We start from the raw sequence: 13,431 nt of genomic DNA on the forward strand, positions 1-13,431 counted from the left end.
GTGCCCCCGCCGCAGGGGTGGGCGGCACTGGCACTAGAGTCCCCTCGGGCGTGTCTTTCGGATCTTGCCGGGCCCGCGCTGCCCGGCACCGCACCTCCCTGCGTTGTCGGGGTTCCAGGTACGTCCAGTACGAGGCAAGCTCCTCCGCCTTGGGATGCACGGCACCGGACAACGCGGGCTCGGCCGACAAGACCCGGAAGACACGCCCTAGTCGCTTGATTCACAGGTGAGGCGGGGGAAGAGATGAGCGCGCAACTGCGGGAGGCCGCAGGCGAATTGGCCGACGTGCTGTGGCGGGAACACACCGTGTACCGCGACCGCTCGGGCGGTGTCGTCATCCGGGGTGAACACGTCCAGCGCTGGATCAGCCTGGCCCCCGGCGCGGGCCGGGACGAGGTCCTGCTGCGCGCCGGCCGGATACTCGACGGTGGGACGACCGCCCCCGCCCGTTCGGAGGCGGTCGCCCGCCTGTCCGCCGGTACGGGCGAGTTGGCGGCGGTCTGCCGCCGCCTCCTGGCCGAGACCGCGCCGGGCCCTGCCGCCCCCGCGCCGGCCCGGACCCGAACCCCCCGGCGGACCCGCCGCACCGGCCGGCACACGAGCCTGCGCTCCTGGCTGGTCGTGGCCTGCGTCGTGGGGATCGTCGCCGTGTACGTGTCCACCCTGGGCGGCGTGGTGTAGCAGGGCTTCAGTCCGGGAGGGTCTCGGCGTTCACCCAGTCCAAGTACGGGGCACTGCCCCCGGCCAGGGGCACGCTGACGATCTCGGGGGTGTCGTAGTCGTGGTGCTCGGTGAGGAACCGCGACAGGCGATCGGACAGGGCGGCCCGCGTCTTGAAGTCGATCCGCCACTCGCTGGCGCTGCGCACCTCGCCCTCCCACCAGTACACCGAGCTGACGGGGTACACCTGCGCGCAGGCGGCCAGACGCTCGCGCACCACCTGGGCCGCGAGCGTCCGGGCCTTCTCCTCGACGTCATGGGTGGTGGTCACCACGATGAGGTCACCGTTCGTCATGCCGTAGAGCGTACGAGGAGACGCGCGCCCGGCGCACGGCACGGCACGGCTCGTCAGCCGTGCCCCGGCGGGCTGAAGAATGACGCCGGCCCAGAGCCGCGGGGGAGCATCAATGCCGAGTCGGTGTGGAGTGTGATGCGCACCGGTGTGAAGGTGGTGGCGTCCACCGGCGAGTCCCCGTTGCCGGGACTGCGGGCGTAGCGCGGATGGGCGCCCCCGCTGATCTGCCAGCGTGTTTTTGACAGGGTGAACGGGAGCCAGTGGGGCAACGGGAATGAGAGCCATATTGCTCCGTCAGTGGAGAGGACGGAGCACGACACAAGTCCATGATCGGCAACGAGAATGGGAGCCGCCCCTATCGGGTGACATCCGGCTGTGTGGGATGGGGCAGGGAGTGTCCGCGGTAACGATGCGAGCGTGAACCGATAGCTTGGTGGTCCCGGGCCCTCTTGCCCCGTGTCCCTGACAGGCGCGGTTCATCAGGGCCCGCCTCCGTCATGCAATGGCCCGGCCGATGGCATGGCCAGGGTGGTCCAGCGGTGCCAAGCTGATCTAGGGATGTCTACCCAACACCGGTGATCAACGGGGGCCGTTCCGTCTGCCGACCCGGCCCAACCAGCAAGATCACGATCTGCAGCTTGAGTAGTAGACTCGAACCAGGGGGCTCGACTCTCAAGGACGGAAGTGACTCCATGTCCGCCATTCTCTTCGTCCGGATCACGTCCGGACTCGATGCGCGGGAGTTCGAGCGGCGACTGCAGGAGCGGCGGCCCCGCTTCCGTGACGTACCTGGTCTCCTGCAGAAGGTCTACGGCCGCGACAGCGCCACCGGCGACGTGTGCGGCATCTACTTCTTCGAGAGCCGGGAGGCGCTCGACGCGTTCCGCGAGACCGAGCTCGCCCGCACCATCCCCGCCGCGTACGAAGCGGTCGAGGTCCGCCGCGAGGTGTACGAGGTGCTCTATTCGCTTCGGCCCGACCGGGGGCCCTTCGCCGAGTCCGCTCAGGCGGGCACGGCTGGGTGACCCGTCAGCGACTGGCGGCGACGGCGCGGTGAGCGTCGGCGACCGGGTCCCGCTGCGTGTCGACGTCGAGAATCTCGGTCACCGCGCCGGCTTGGGCTGGCGTTCGGACTCAGTGGTCTGGTAGCGGTAGGACTCGGTGCCGGTTTGGATCAGCGTGCAGCGAAAGGTGATCCGGTCGGCGATGGCCGCGCAGAGCCTGGGATCGGCGAAGATCTTGTCCCACTCGGCGAACGGTGAATTGGTGGCCACCGCGGTCGCCCTGCACTCCTCGCGCTCGGTGAAAATCTGGAACAGCAGCCGGGCGCCCTTCTTGTCCAGATTCAGATAGCCGAACTCGTCCAGACAGAGAAGGTCGACCTTGCTGTAGCGGGCGATCACGGAGGACAGGCGGCGGGCGGCATCTGCCTCGGCGAGCTCGTTCACCAAGGCGGAGGTGGTGGTGTAGCGGACGCTCATCCCGGCCTCGGCGATCGCCGTACCGACCCCGATCAAGAGGTGCGATTTGCCTGTGCCGGAGTCACCGATCAGCACCAATGGGCGGCCCTCGCGCACCCAGGACGTGTTCTTGAGGACACCGACCGTCTCGGGCAGCACGTTGGGGTTGCGGTCGAAGTCGAAATCCTCCAGCCGCTTGGGACGGGGGAACCGCGCCGAGCGGACCAGCCTTTGTTGGCGGCGGACATCCCGGTCGGCGCGCTCGACCTGCAACAAGTCGAGCAGGAACTGCTTGTAGGAGGACTGTTCGCGCCGGGCGGTGGCCGCCATCTCCACGAACCGCTCGCGGAAGGCGGGCAGCCGCAGGTCCCGGCATGCCTCGTCGATCAATGCGTCCTCCGGGTCGCTCTCGGGCAGCGGCATCCGGGTGGGCGGGACCTGCTCGGAGGCCGGCTTGGCGGTGGCGGTGGGGCTCATGCGCTGGTGCCCTTTCTCTTCGTGGTGTCGGTCACCGGCCTGAGCAGCCGGTCGTACTTGCTCATGTCCGGCACGCGGGACGGGGATCGGGCGGCAGACGCCGGGTGTGCAGAGAGATCACCTTCGCCCCCATAGCGCCGTGCGTTTCCTCGATGGCGCTGTCCTCGTCCTCGCCGCCCAGGGCAGCATCATCACCGTGGACCTCGGCGGGCCCGACGTCTTCCATGCCGCTTTCCTCGATCGCCTTGCGGGCCTCGATCGCGACCAGGTCCGTGCTGACGGAGCCGACCTTGAGGACGGTGGCCATCCCGGCGAGGACCGCGCGGGCGGGCAGCTGCCGGTGCAGCAACAGCACCTCGATCAGCATCCGGGTGCCCTCTTTGTCCCCGGTCTTCTTCTTGGCCGCGGACCAGAACGCCTCGTGCACCTTGGTGAAGCCGCCCTCGGCGCGGGCCTGCGCGAGCGCGGCGGCCCCGGCGAACGCGCCCGGCTTGACCAGCAGGATCTCCAGATAGTGATCCAGGATGTCGTGGTAGGTGTAACGGCGCGTCAGCCGGGGGTGGCGGGCGACCACCTGGCGTCCGTCGTAGACCCAGACCTCATTCGCCCGCAGTTTCACCCGCACCTTCATGCCGATGAACTTCGCGGGCACCGAGTAGTAGCCCTGGCGGACGGTGACCCGTCCGTTGCGGTGGACCAGCGGCATCAGATCGATCCCGGCGTCGTATTCGTCCGCCGGCAGCGGCGCCAGCAGCGGCCGCTCCTGCTCGAACCGGACACGCCAGCGCCTTCGCCACCGTGTTCCGCGACACCTTGTACCGCTGAGCCAGAACCCGCCCCGAGACCGCTGGATCCAACCGGCGGTCACGACGGATCCGCTCAAAGATCCACTCACGCGACCTGTACACCCACGGGCTCCGGACACGACCGTGATCAACGCAGCACAGCGTGACCGGCCAAACAGCCCAAAGTCCCCATTACGCCATCAGCGGCATGTCACACACCATCAGACAGGGTGGCTCCCAATCTCGTTGCCGAAACAGTGGCTCTCAATCCCGTTGCCCCACTGGCTCCCGTTCACCCTGTCAAAGACAGCCAGCGGATGCGGTGACCGACGGCGAAGCGATGCGCGGTGGAGCTCATCGCCACGGTGACCTGCGAGGGCGCACGTCCAGCTGTCCGCACTCGGCCCAGCCCGTCGCAGACGTTGACCGAGCGGCCCTGTGCGTCCACGTCGCACAGGCGGGTGAAGACATCGGCGTGCCCGGTGTCCGTGGAGATGCTCAGCCGTGCGGAGACCGGGCCCAGGATATCCACGGGCTCGGTCAGCGGTGGGCCGGTGAACGTCAGGACGTCGTTCCGGGCTTCGAGGGTGCTGTTGTCGCGCGGGCCGGCGGTGCGGGAGAGCAGCGGGCCGCCGACGGACGGGGTGGGGTCGGCCGGGTCGTAGCGGAACGTCGTCAGTGGCGCGGAGTCCGTGGGGGGCCGCTGGCCCAGATGGCCGTCCGGGGCCGGGTACCAGGAAGTGGCTGCGGGGGCCGGCGGCCAGCCGTCGAGGTCCCGCCAGGCGTTCTCGCCGCCGATGTGCACGCGCACCGGGGTGGGACGCAGGCCGGAGGGGTCGGCGTACAGGTGGGCGCGCAGCCAGGCGAGGCTCTCGGCGAACACCTCGGGCCATCCCCGTTGCAGGGCGGAGGTGTGGGTCCAGGGACCGACGAGCAGGGCGCTCTCGCATCCGGCCTGGCGCAGCCGGTCGTACTGCTCGAAGGTCTGGTCGACCAGCGCGTCGTGCCATCCGGTGATGAGAGTGGTGGGCACGCGCAGCCGCTCCGCCGACTCCGCCAACGACGCCCCTCGCCAGTAGGGGTCCCTGGCGTCCGGGTGCGTCATGACCTCGTCCAGCCACGGCACTTCGCCTCCGAGGGCGGGTGCGTACGCCCCACGCAGGGGCTGCGCGGTGGTGACGGCGCGCAGGTGGCGTCGCAGGCGCAGCGTCGCCCTCAGGAGCGGTGCCATGCCCTGGTGCTGGTAGGTCATGCCCGCGCCGACGGCGAGGGCGTTCTCCAGGCGCAGCGTACCGTCCGCGTGGAACAGGGCGTGGGGATCGTGCAGTCCTACTTGGACCACCATCACCTTCAGTTCCGGCGGCGGTCCAGGGCGAGGGCCCATTGCGCGTAACCCAGGTAACTGGGGCCCACGGTCCCCAGCGTGCCGCTGAACCAGGCCTGCTCGCGCAGCCAGGAGACCGCGGCCCGGCCGTCGGCGGCCTCGTTGCGCCACAGGTCGAACGCGCCTCCGGAACCGCCGGTGCCGCGGCAGCTCTGCAGCACCACGTGGAAGCCCTGTTCGGCGAAGAGCAGGCCGTACTGGGCAGACCAGGGCAGGCCTCGGCCATAAGGGGAGCGGACCAGGAGGGTGGGGAAGTCGCCCTGCCCACGCGGGAAGTAGTGGTCCGTGATCAAGGGGCTTCCGTCGGCGGCCGGCACGTGCAGCCCCGGCTCCCACCCGACCTCGTGCCGTCGGGCGGGCAGGCCGCGCCAGGTCGCCCTCATCATCCGTGCGGACAGCGGCGGCTTGCCGGCGGGTGGCACCCAAGCGGGTGCGGTCAGAGCCTCGGGCGTGCGGGATGGCATCGTTCCGCTCCTTATTCTCGTACGGTGTACGAGAATAGAGCATGTTTGGATGACCTTCGCAAGAGCCGCCTCGGCGAACCAGGGGAAGGAGCGCGAGAACGTGTCCCGTGACGGAGGGTCCGGCGCCGCCGGCGTCGACCCCGAACAGCTCTGGCTGCGTCCCACCGAACCCCGCAGGGGCCGCAGGCCCTCCTTCAGCCGGGAGGCGATCACGGTGGCGGCCGTCAGCCTGGCGGACGCCGAAGGGCTCGAAGCCGTCACCATGCGGCGGGTGGCCGCCCAGGTCGGAGCCGGGGTCATGTCGCTCTACAGTTACGCCCCCGACAAGGAGACGCTGCTGGAACTGATGGTCGACCACGTCAGCGGCGAACTGACGGTCACGGACCCGCCCAGCGGCGACTGGCGCGTCGATCTGAAGGCCATCGCCCACCTCCAGCGCGCCCACATGCTGCGCCACCCCTGGCTGCCCGCCGCCTTGTCCACGCGGCGCGTTCCGGGGCCCAGCACGCTGGCCTTCCTGGAACACGCGCTCGCCGTCTTGCGGCCCACCGCGCTGGACGGTGCGGCGAAGCTCGAAGTCTTCGCGCAGCTCACCGCATTCGTGGCCGGACACGTCACCCACGAGATCGCGCAGAGCGCGGCCTCACGCTCCCCGGACCGGGCCGCGGCCGAGGCCCGCTACCTGGCCGCGGTCGCCGCCGACGGCCACCATCCGGAACTCGCCGAAGCCCTCTCGGCCCCCGGACGCCCCCTCACCCCCGAAGCCACCTTCACCCGCTTCCTCAACCGCTTGATCGACGGCATGGCCACCGACTGATCCCGCGCAGGGCGCCATCGAGCAGGAGTGGGGTCCCAGTCCCGCGTCGGTGAGCCGAGGAGGTCGGCAGCGGGGCAAGGGCTGCGGGGGCGGCCGTCCTGGCAGTGGGGGTATGGCAACCGAGTGACGCTGATCGCGTGGGTCCCACCGCTGTCGCTCTTGATCGGCTTTAACTGGTGCGGACTTCTCGTCCACCGGCTGACCGCGCAGTGCGGCCGCATGCCGGTTCCGTCGTCTTCCCTTGCGGAGGAACACCCTTGCCATCATTCCGCTGCACGCCCGCGGCCCTTGTCGTCGCGGCCGTCACCGCGACCTGTCTGGTGCCCGCCGCACCGGCGCTGGCCGACTCGGCGAACATCCGCTTCTCCCAGCCCTACGTACCCTCCATCGCGCCCGGCCGCACCGGCCGCATCGTGATCGTGGCCGACAACGGGCCGGACAGGGCGGTCAGCTCCACGTTCCGGGTCACCGCGCCGGAACGGACCAGCTTCCCGGAGGCCCGCTTCTCCTGGAACAGCGACCGCGCCTCCGTGGCGTGCACCCGGTCGGCCGACGCGCGTCGGCTGACCTGCAACGCCGGCACCCGCGCCGGCTTCTCCTTCCCGGCGAACGCGCAGACACGGCTGGGAGTGACGCTGCGGGTGGACGCGGACGCGCCGGAGGGCACGACCCTGGACGGCGGCGAGTGGGCGTTCGGGACCGGTTCGGTCGCGCTGTTCGCCGTCGCCACCTCCGTCACCGGCCCCAAGGGCGACGACGGCCGCCCGGGCATGCCCGGTCATCACGGAAAGCCCGGTCGCCCCGGGCCCAAGGGTGACAAGGGCGACCGGGGCGACAGGGGCGAGAAGGGGGACAAGGGGGACCGCGGTGAGAAGGGCGACCGCGGTGACCGCGGCGACCGCGGGCCCCAGGGCGAGCGCGGCGACACCGGCCCCTGGGGACCCGCCGGGCCGCAGGGTCCCCAGGGCCCGTCCGGAGGCCCGAAGGGCGACAAGGGCGACCGCGGCGATCGCGGACCCGCCGGCCCCAAGGGGGACAGGGGCGACCGCGGTCCCCGGGGCACGAAGGGCGATCGCGGACACATCGGACCGAGGGGCCCGCAGGGACCCAAGGGTGACCGTGGACCCGCCGGTGGTCCGCCCGGACCTCAGGGCCCCCAGGGTCCGCGGGGACCTCAGGGTGACCGTGGACCCGCCGGCGGTCCGCCCGGACCCCAGGGCCCCCAGGGTGACCGCGGGCCCATCGGACCTGAGGGCCCTCAGGGACCCCGAGGCCCCAAGGGAGACACGGGCAAGCCGGGCGCGTGCAAGAAGTGCGGCGGCCACCACACGCCGAAGAAGGCACCGAAGGCCCGCATCATCTCCTCGGGCCACGGCCACGGGCTGAGCGTCCGCTCCGGACCCGGCACGCACTACGAGAAGACCGGCAAGGCCAAGAACGGCACCCTGGTGCTGGTCCAGTGCAAGGTCAACGGCCAGAGCGTCGACGGCAACTCGATCTGGTACAAGCTCGCCGACGGCCGCGGCTGGATCACCGCCCGCTACGCGCAGAACCTGAACCGCATTCCGTTCTGCTGACCCGGTGCATGAGGAAGGCCCCCGCAGCCGAGACGGCCGCGGGGGCCTTTCGCCGTCAGGGGCCGTCCGGCTCGGCCGGGCGCAGCCTGGCCAGTGTCAGGGCCCGCAGCAGCCACTCCACCGGCCCGTAGCGGAATCGCCGCATCAGGTATCCGCTGAGGGCCAGTTGTGCCGTGAACAGCACCAGGGCGCCGAGGGTCACGGCCGCCGTGCCGAGGCGGTCGTACAGGGCGAGCCCGTAAGCGGTGAAGACCAAGGCCATCACGAGGGACTGGCTCAGGTAGTTCGTCAGGGCCATCCGTCCGGCGGGTGCCAGGACGGCTGCCAGGCGGGCGCCCCGGGCGGTCCGCATGAGCAGGAGCAGTCCGCAGACATAGGCGGCGGTGAGAGCGGGTGCGGTGGAGATTCCCACCGCCTCGCCGAGCACGGCCCAGCCCTCCCCGAGGCGGCCGCCGTTGGTCAGTGCCATGAAGACGCTGCCGGGGAGGCCGATGGCCACTCCGAGGACGAGGACGCGGCGCAGCATGGCGCGCGGTGTTCGCGCGCCCGCGAGGAGACGGCGCCGGCCGCAGTGGAACCCGGTGAGGAAGGCCGCCAGGACGAAGCTGCCCATCAGCAGCACCGACGACAGCAGGGCGTCGGGCAACTGGCTCAGGTTGGCCCGCACGACGGAGGCGGCGTCGCCGCGGTAGTCGGCGACGAGCCCGGGGAAACCGGCGGACAGTTCGCTGTTCCATGCGGCGGCCTCGGCGTCGGGCACGAACAGGAAGAGGGCGCCGAGGAGCAGCAGGAAGGCGCTCGCGCAGCCGTACAGGATCCGGGCCGCTCGCAGTGCGGCCCACGGAGAGCAGTTCCGGGCGGCGATGAGCACCAGCCCGAGGACGGCGTACGTCATGAGGATGTCTCCGACGTACAGCAGCACGGCGTGCAGGGCTCCGAGCAGGAACAGGCCGAGGGAGCGGCGCAGCAGCCGGGGCACGGCGTCGGCTCCGTCGCCTTCGGCGGAGGCCAGTTGGAGGGTGAAGCTGTAGCCGAAGAGGAAGGAGAACAGGAGGTAGAACTTGCTGGCCGCGCAGGTCTGGACGACCGCCTGAACGGCTTCGTCGGCGGTGGAGGCGGCCGGGTCGCCGACGCCGCCGTGGCCGTACGGGCCGGCCATCATCAGGGCGTTGACCAGGAGAATGCCCAAGAGGGCGAAGCCGCGCAGGGCATCGAGCTCCGTCATGCGCTGCGGCCGTGGCGGCCGAGTGGACGCAGCCGTGATGGTCACTGTTCTCCTTGAGTGCCTCGTGGTCGTCCTGCGACCGGCGCCCCGCCTTCGGGCGCCGGCGCACAGCAGATTCCGTCCGACCGCGCTGAGCCTAAAGATCATCTTAATCCCGGCAAGGGATCTCACCGGGGCTGCGGCTGCGGGTGCGATGACGGCCTGCGCGGCCGGGAGCAGGCCGGGGCCGGGACCACGCCGGGGCGGGAGCTTCTCGGCGGACACCGCACCGCAGGCACGCGGGATCCGGGGCGCGCTGCGTGGGGCATGATCGGGGGATGTCAGATCGCATCATTGCCGCCTGTGACGGAGCGGCCAAGGGCAATCCGGGCCCCGCCGGATGGGCGTGGGTCATCGCCGATGCCGAGGGACGCCCCGAGCGTTGGGAAGCCGGGCCGCTGGGACGGGCCACCAACAACGTGGGAGAGCTCACCGCTCTGCAGCGCCTGCTGGAGGCGGTCGCCCCCGGGACGGCCGTGGAGGTACGGATGGACTCCCAGTACGCGATGAAGGCCGTCACGCAATGGCTGCCCAACTGGAAGCGCAACGGATGGAAGACCGCCTCCGGACAGCCCGTCGCCAACCGGGAACTCGTCGAGCGGATCGACCGGCTGCTGACCGAGCGCGAAGTGACGTTCGTGTACGTCCCCGCACACCGCGAGGACGGCGACCACCTGAACGCCATCGCCGACCAGGCCGCCAGCGATGCCGCCCTCACCCAGGAGCCCGCCGGCACGGCCCTCGGGACCGAGCAGATGCCGGTTCCGGCTCCGGCCCGCAGCGCACCGTCGCGCCAGAAGTCCGGTACGCGGGGGAAGGCGGCGCCCGCGTCCACCGCCCCGCCCCGCGCCGCGCGGGCCATCAAGGCGAAGTTCCCCGGCACCTGCCCGTGCGGGCAGCCGTACGCGGCCGGAGACCTGATCACCAAGAACGGGAACCGCTGGGGTCACCAGGCCTGCGCGGCCTCCGCGCCCGGCGCTCCCGCGACGTAGGGCGGCCGGACCCGCACCGGAGGCGGCGCTCACGAGGAGCCGAACCGGAGGCGGGCCACGACCGGCAAGTGATCGCTGCCGGTGGCGGGCAGGGTCCGGACCTCGCCGACGGTCGCCGAGCGGGTCAGGATCTGGTCGATCCGGGACAGGGGGAAGGCCGCGGGCCAGCTGAACGCGAAGCCCCGTGCGGGAGTGTCCAGCCGTGAGGTGAGCGGAGCCAGCCCGCGGTCGTCCACCGTGCCGTTGAGGTCCCCCAGCAGGATCACCCGGTCCACCTTCTCCGCGGCGACGGCGGCGCCCAGGAGCCGGGCGCTCTCGTCGCGCCAGGCGGAATCGAAGCCGCTCCACCGGAGGCGGACCGAAGGCAGGTGGGCGACGTACACCGCGATGTCCCCCCGCGGCGTACGCACCCCGGCCCGCAGCCCACGGCTCCAGCCCGCCGCGATGCCTTCGGGCTTGATGTCCAGCCGCCGCACCTGCGACAGCGGATGCTTCGACCAGAGTCCGACCGTGCCCTCGACCGCGTGGTACGGATAGTCGGGGGCCAGGACCGCCCCGTACACCGGCAGCGCGGCGGGCGTGAGCTCCTCCAGAGCGATGAGCTCCGGCGCGGCCCCGATCAGGGCGCGCGCGGTGCCGGCGGGGTCGGCGTTCTCGTCACTGACGTTGTGCTGGAGCACCGTCATGTCGTGCGGACCGCCCCCGTCCGGCAGGAACAGCCCGCCGAAGAGGTGCGCCCAGACGGCGACCGGCAGCAGCAGGGCCACCAGCGCGGTGCGCGCGCGGCGCAGCAGGGCGAGGACGAGCAGCACCGGGACGGCGAGGCCGAGCCAGGGCAGGAAGGCCTCCAGCAGGCTGCCGAGGCGGCCCGGCGTGTCGGGCACGGCCCGGTGGAACGCCAGCAGACACGCGGTGAGCACGGCCAGCGACGCGAGCACCCGCCCCCGCGCCCGTCTGCCCCGCGCCCATCGCCCCGGATCCCACCGCCCCCGCGCCCCCGCGCTCTCCGGCCTCCGTGCGGTATCACCGTTCGCCTGCTCCACGTCGCCCCACCCATCTGTTCCGGACCCGTCCTCGTCCCGGAGACATGAGCACGACGTCGTGCCCTACGACGCACGAGAGCGGTCGTCGGGTTCCAGCTGGACAGGTGCCGACCGGGGTGAGGCGGCCATCTGCCGGCGGCCGGGGTGACGCGGGACTCCGGCTACCCGGCCCTCAGCCGTAGAGGAGGTGGGCGCGCCGGACGGTGTCGAAGGCGGCCAGCTCGTCCTGCCAGGAAGCGGTGATGTCGTCCGGGCCGGCCCCCTTGTCGATCATGGTGCGCAGGCGGTCGGATCCGGAGAGCTTGTCGATGAAGTGGTCGGGCCGCCAGGCGAAGTCCTTCCAGGTCTTCTTGGCGGTGACGAGGAGGGCGACGGCGGTGCGTACGGGATCGTAGGCGGTGCGGTCGTGGACGTGGATCTGGAGTCCGCCGACGGTCCTGCCGCTGTACTTGGAGAAGGTGGGCTTGTAGTACGCCTCGCGGAAGTGCGCGCCGGGCAGGCCGAGGCCGTTGGCGGCGGCGGCCCAGCGGCCGTCGAGGCCCGGGGCGCCCAGGAGTTCGAAGGGCTGGACGGTGCCGCGGCCCTCGGACATGTTGGTGCCTTCGAAGAGGCAGGTCCCCGAGTAGACGAGGGCGGTCGCGGGGGTGGCCATGTTCGGGCTCGGCGGGACCCAGGGCAGGCCGGTGGCGTCGTAGAAGTCGCGGCGGCGCCAGCCCGTGAGCGGCACGACCTCCAGCTCGACGCGGCGGCCGGCGGCGCTGGGGAGGAAGCGCTCGTTGAAGAGCAGCGCGAGCTCGCCGGGCGTCATCCCGTGGGCCTGGGCGATCGGTTCGCGGCCGACGAAGGTGGCGTACTTCTTGTTCAGGACCGGGCCCAGCGCGCGCAGGCCGGTGACGGGATTGGGCCGGTCGAGGACGACGAAGCGGCGCCCGGCCGCCGCGGCCGCGACCATGGCGTCGTAGAGGGTCCAGGTGCAGGTGTAGAAGCGGGCTCCGCAGTCCTGGAAGTCGTAGACGACCGTGTCCACCCCGGACCGCTCGATCACCTCGGCCAGTGCCTGGCCGCTGCGCTGATAGGTGTCGAAGACGGGCAGGCCGGTGGACGCGTCGGTGGTGTCGCCTTCCGAGAGACCGGCCTGCGGAGTGCCGCGGTAGCCGTGCTCGCCGGTGAAGACGGCGGTCACCTTCACCCGCTCGTCGCCGTGCATCACGTCGACGATCCCCTTGCAGTCGCGGGTGATGCCGCTCATGTTCGTCAACACGCCGACCCGCTGGCCCTCCAGGAGGCGGTACCCGTCCGCGGCGAGCCGCTCGAAGCCGGGAAGCACCGGAGGGGTCGGGGCGGCCGCCCGGTGGCCGCGGGCCGCGGCGGCTGCCGATGCCGGTGCCGGTGCCGCGGGCAGCGCCGCGGCGACGGCGGCGGCGGAAGTGGTGAGGAAGGCCCTCCGAGACGTCATGAGACGCAAGGTAGCCACTGCCTACCGGGTGTTGCCTCGACGACACGCGAGGCGGGGATACGCGAGGCGGGGATACGCGAGCCGGCGACACACGAGCCGGTGACGGGCGAGGCGGGGACGTGCGCGCGGGACGCGCCCGGCGCGCCGATGCGGGCGGCGGGATGACGGTCCGCTCTGGTGTGTACTTGCGGGTACTACAGCCGGACGGTGCCGGATTTGATAGTTCTGGACTACCTGGTGTGCGAACGTTGCCTGGAGAAAAGGACACCGGCCATGTTTGATCTCTTCCGGTCGGAGACCGTCGTCTGCTCCTTCTGCCGGGCCAGACCCGAGGACGGAGGCGTCCGCAGCCTCTGGGTCGAAGAGGGTTCGGTCTCCGTCACCTGGCACACGGCCGCCTGCCCGCACTCCATCGCCGACCGGATCCTCGCCCAGGACAAGAGCTGAAGCGACCGTTTCGGCCACCGCCGGGCGCGGTGCGCCAGCACAGTACGATAATCAGCGGCGCGCGAGGGAGACGGCCCGCGCTCCGCGCCGTACGGACGCCCCGTCACCCGGGGCGGTCCGCTCGCCACATGCGCGTCCCCACACCTGGCGCCGGCCGGCCGGCCGGCCGACCCGATACGGCCCGTGACCGCAATCCGGGGACGCGACCGCATCCGGGGTACTCGGGAGCCGGGCCCGGCTCCCGACCTGC

12 protein-coding genes and 1 pseudogene are annotated in these 13,431 nt (G+C 71.6%); 6 read left to right on the forward strand and 7 right to left on the reverse strand.

Annotated elements, in window-relative coordinates; all coding sequences use genetic code 11:
- Nucleotides 1-243 precede the first annotated feature (243 nt).
- Nucleotides 244-681 (forward strand): hypothetical protein, encoded by a 438-nt coding sequence (locus ACWDX7_RS13630; RefSeq protein WP_451491611.1) that lies wholly within the window; start codon nt 244-246, stop codon nt 679-681.
- A 7-nt stretch (nt 682-688) separates the two neighbouring features.
- On the opposite strand, the gene cutA is transcribed toward ACWDX7_RS13630, so the two are convergent.
- Nucleotides 689-1,015 (reverse strand): divalent-cation tolerance protein CutA, encoded by a 327-nt coding sequence (gene cutA, locus ACWDX7_RS13635; RefSeq protein WP_451491610.1) that lies wholly within the window; start codon nt 1,013-1,015, stop codon nt 689-691.
- Nucleotides 1,016-1,707: 692 nt separating this feature from the next.
- Here cutA and ACWDX7_RS13640 point away from each other — a divergent pair.
- Nucleotides 1,708-2,040 carry a YdhR family protein gene (locus ACWDX7_RS13640; protein ID WP_451491609.1) on the forward strand — a complete coding sequence of 111 codons (333 nt, stop codon included), beginning with the start codon at nt 1,708-1,710 and terminating at the stop codon, nt 2,038-2,040.
- Nucleotides 2,041-2,118: 78 nt separating this feature from the next.
- On the opposite strand, the gene istB is transcribed toward ACWDX7_RS13640, so the two are convergent.
- From istB to ACWDX7_RS13655, 3 genes and pseudogenes are all read right to left on the reverse strand, one after another.
- Nucleotides 2,119-2,898 carry an IS21-like element helper ATPase IstB gene (istB, locus tag ACWDX7_RS13645; RefSeq protein WP_451491678.1) on the reverse strand — a complete coding sequence of 260 codons (780 nt, stop codon included), beginning with the start codon at nt 2,896-2,898 and terminating at the stop codon, nt 2,119-2,121.
- Between the two features lie 115 nt (nt 2,899-3,013).
- Complete coding sequence (locus tag ACWDX7_RS13650; protein ID WP_451750541.1) at nt 3,014-3,877, reverse strand: Mu transposase domain-containing protein; 864 nt, start codon at nt 3,875-3,877, stop codon at nt 3,014-3,016.
- A gap of 170 nt (nt 3,878-4,047) precedes the next feature.
- Nucleotides 4,048-5,504 (reverse strand): annotated as a pseudogene (locus ACWDX7_RS13655) (CocE/NonD family hydrolase); the annotation flags it as partial.
- A gap of 181 nt (nt 5,505-5,685) precedes the next feature.
- Here ACWDX7_RS13655 and ACWDX7_RS13660 point away from each other — a divergent pair.
- Together ACWDX7_RS13660 and ACWDX7_RS13665 are read left to right on the forward strand one after the other, a co-directional pair.
- The gene (locus ACWDX7_RS13660; protein ID WP_451491677.1) at nt 5,686-6,402 is read left to right on the forward strand and encodes a TetR/AcrR family transcriptional regulator; all 717 of its coding nucleotides are present in this window, start codon (nt 5,686-5,688) and stop codon (nt 6,400-6,402) included.
- A 257-nt stretch (nt 6,403-6,659) separates the two neighbouring features.
- Complete coding sequence (locus ACWDX7_RS13665; RefSeq protein ID WP_451491607.1) at nt 6,660-7,979, forward strand: SH3 domain-containing protein; 1,320 nt, start codon at nt 6,660-6,662, stop codon at nt 7,977-7,979.
- A 55-nt stretch (nt 7,980-8,034) separates the two neighbouring features.
- On the opposite strand, the gene ACWDX7_RS13670 is transcribed toward ACWDX7_RS13665, so the two are convergent.
- Nucleotides 8,035-9,204, reverse strand: a complete 1,170-nt coding sequence (locus tag ACWDX7_RS13670) for a DUF418 domain-containing protein (protein ID WP_451491606.1) — start codon at nt 9,202-9,204, stop codon at nt 8,035-8,037.
- Between the two features lie 317 nt (nt 9,205-9,521).
- Here ACWDX7_RS13670 and ACWDX7_RS13675 point away from each other — a divergent pair, with 317 nt between their 5' ends.
- On the forward strand, nt 9,522-10,235 hold the full coding sequence (locus ACWDX7_RS13675) for a ribonuclease H family protein (protein ID WP_451491605.1): 714 nt from the start codon (nt 9,522-9,524) through the stop codon (nt 10,233-10,235).
- A 29-nt stretch (nt 10,236-10,264) separates the two neighbouring features.
- On the opposite strand, the gene ACWDX7_RS13680 is transcribed toward ACWDX7_RS13675, so the two are convergent.
- Together ACWDX7_RS13680 and ACWDX7_RS13685 are read right to left on the reverse strand one after the other, a co-directional pair.
- Nucleotides 10,265-11,173, reverse strand: coding sequence for an endonuclease/exonuclease/phosphatase family protein (locus ACWDX7_RS13680; RefSeq protein WP_451491604.1), 909 nt, complete (start codon nt 11,171-11,173; stop codon nt 10,265-10,267).
- Between the two features lie 277 nt (nt 11,174-11,450).
- Nucleotides 11,451-12,734, reverse strand: coding sequence for an exo-beta-N-acetylmuramidase NamZ family protein (locus ACWDX7_RS13685; protein ID WP_451491603.1), 1,284 nt, complete (start codon nt 12,732-12,734; stop codon nt 11,451-11,453).
- 273 nt (nt 12,735-13,007) lie between these two features.
- Here ACWDX7_RS13685 and ACWDX7_RS13690 point away from each other — a divergent pair, with 273 nt between their 5' ends.
- Nucleotides 13,008-13,181: a hypothetical protein gene (locus ACWDX7_RS13690; protein ID WP_451491602.1), complete on the forward strand. Its 174-nt coding sequence runs from the start codon at nt 13,008-13,010 to the stop codon at nt 13,179-13,181.
- Nucleotides 13,182-13,431: the final 250 nt, after the last annotated feature.

Source organism: Streptomyces sp. NPDC003034, assembly GCF_053591375.1.

Bases quoted from the DNA above. Each gene is read 5' to 3' on its own strand.
- ACWDX7_RS13630 (WP_451491611.1), top strand. From the start codon at position 244: ATGAGCGCGCAACTGCGGGAGGCCGCAGGCGAATTGGCCGACGTGCTG.
- cutA (WP_451491610.1), bottom strand. From the start codon at position 1,015: ATGACGAACGGTGACCTCATCGTGGTGACCACCACCCATGACGTCGAG.
- ACWDX7_RS13640 (WP_451491609.1), top strand. From the start codon at position 1,708: ATGTCCGCCATTCTCTTCGTCCGGATCACGTCCGGACTCGATGCGCGG.
- istB (WP_451491678.1), bottom strand. From the start codon at position 2,898: ATGCCGCTGCCCGAGAGCGACCCGGAGGACGCATTGATCGACGAGGCA.
- ACWDX7_RS13670 (WP_451491606.1), bottom strand. From the start codon at position 9,204: ATGACGGAGCTCGATGCCCTGCGCGGCTTCGCCCTCTTGGGCATTCTC.
- ACWDX7_RS13675 (WP_451491605.1), top strand. From the start codon at position 9,522: ATGTCAGATCGCATCATTGCCGCCTGTGACGGAGCGGCCAAGGGCAAT.
- ACWDX7_RS13685 (WP_451491603.1), bottom strand. From the start codon at position 12,734: ATGACGTCTCGGAGGGCCTTCCTCACCACTTCCGCCGCCGCCGTCGCC.
- ACWDX7_RS13690 (WP_451491602.1), top strand. From the start codon at position 13,008: ATGTTTGATCTCTTCCGGTCGGAGACCGTCGTCTGCTCCTTCTGCCGG.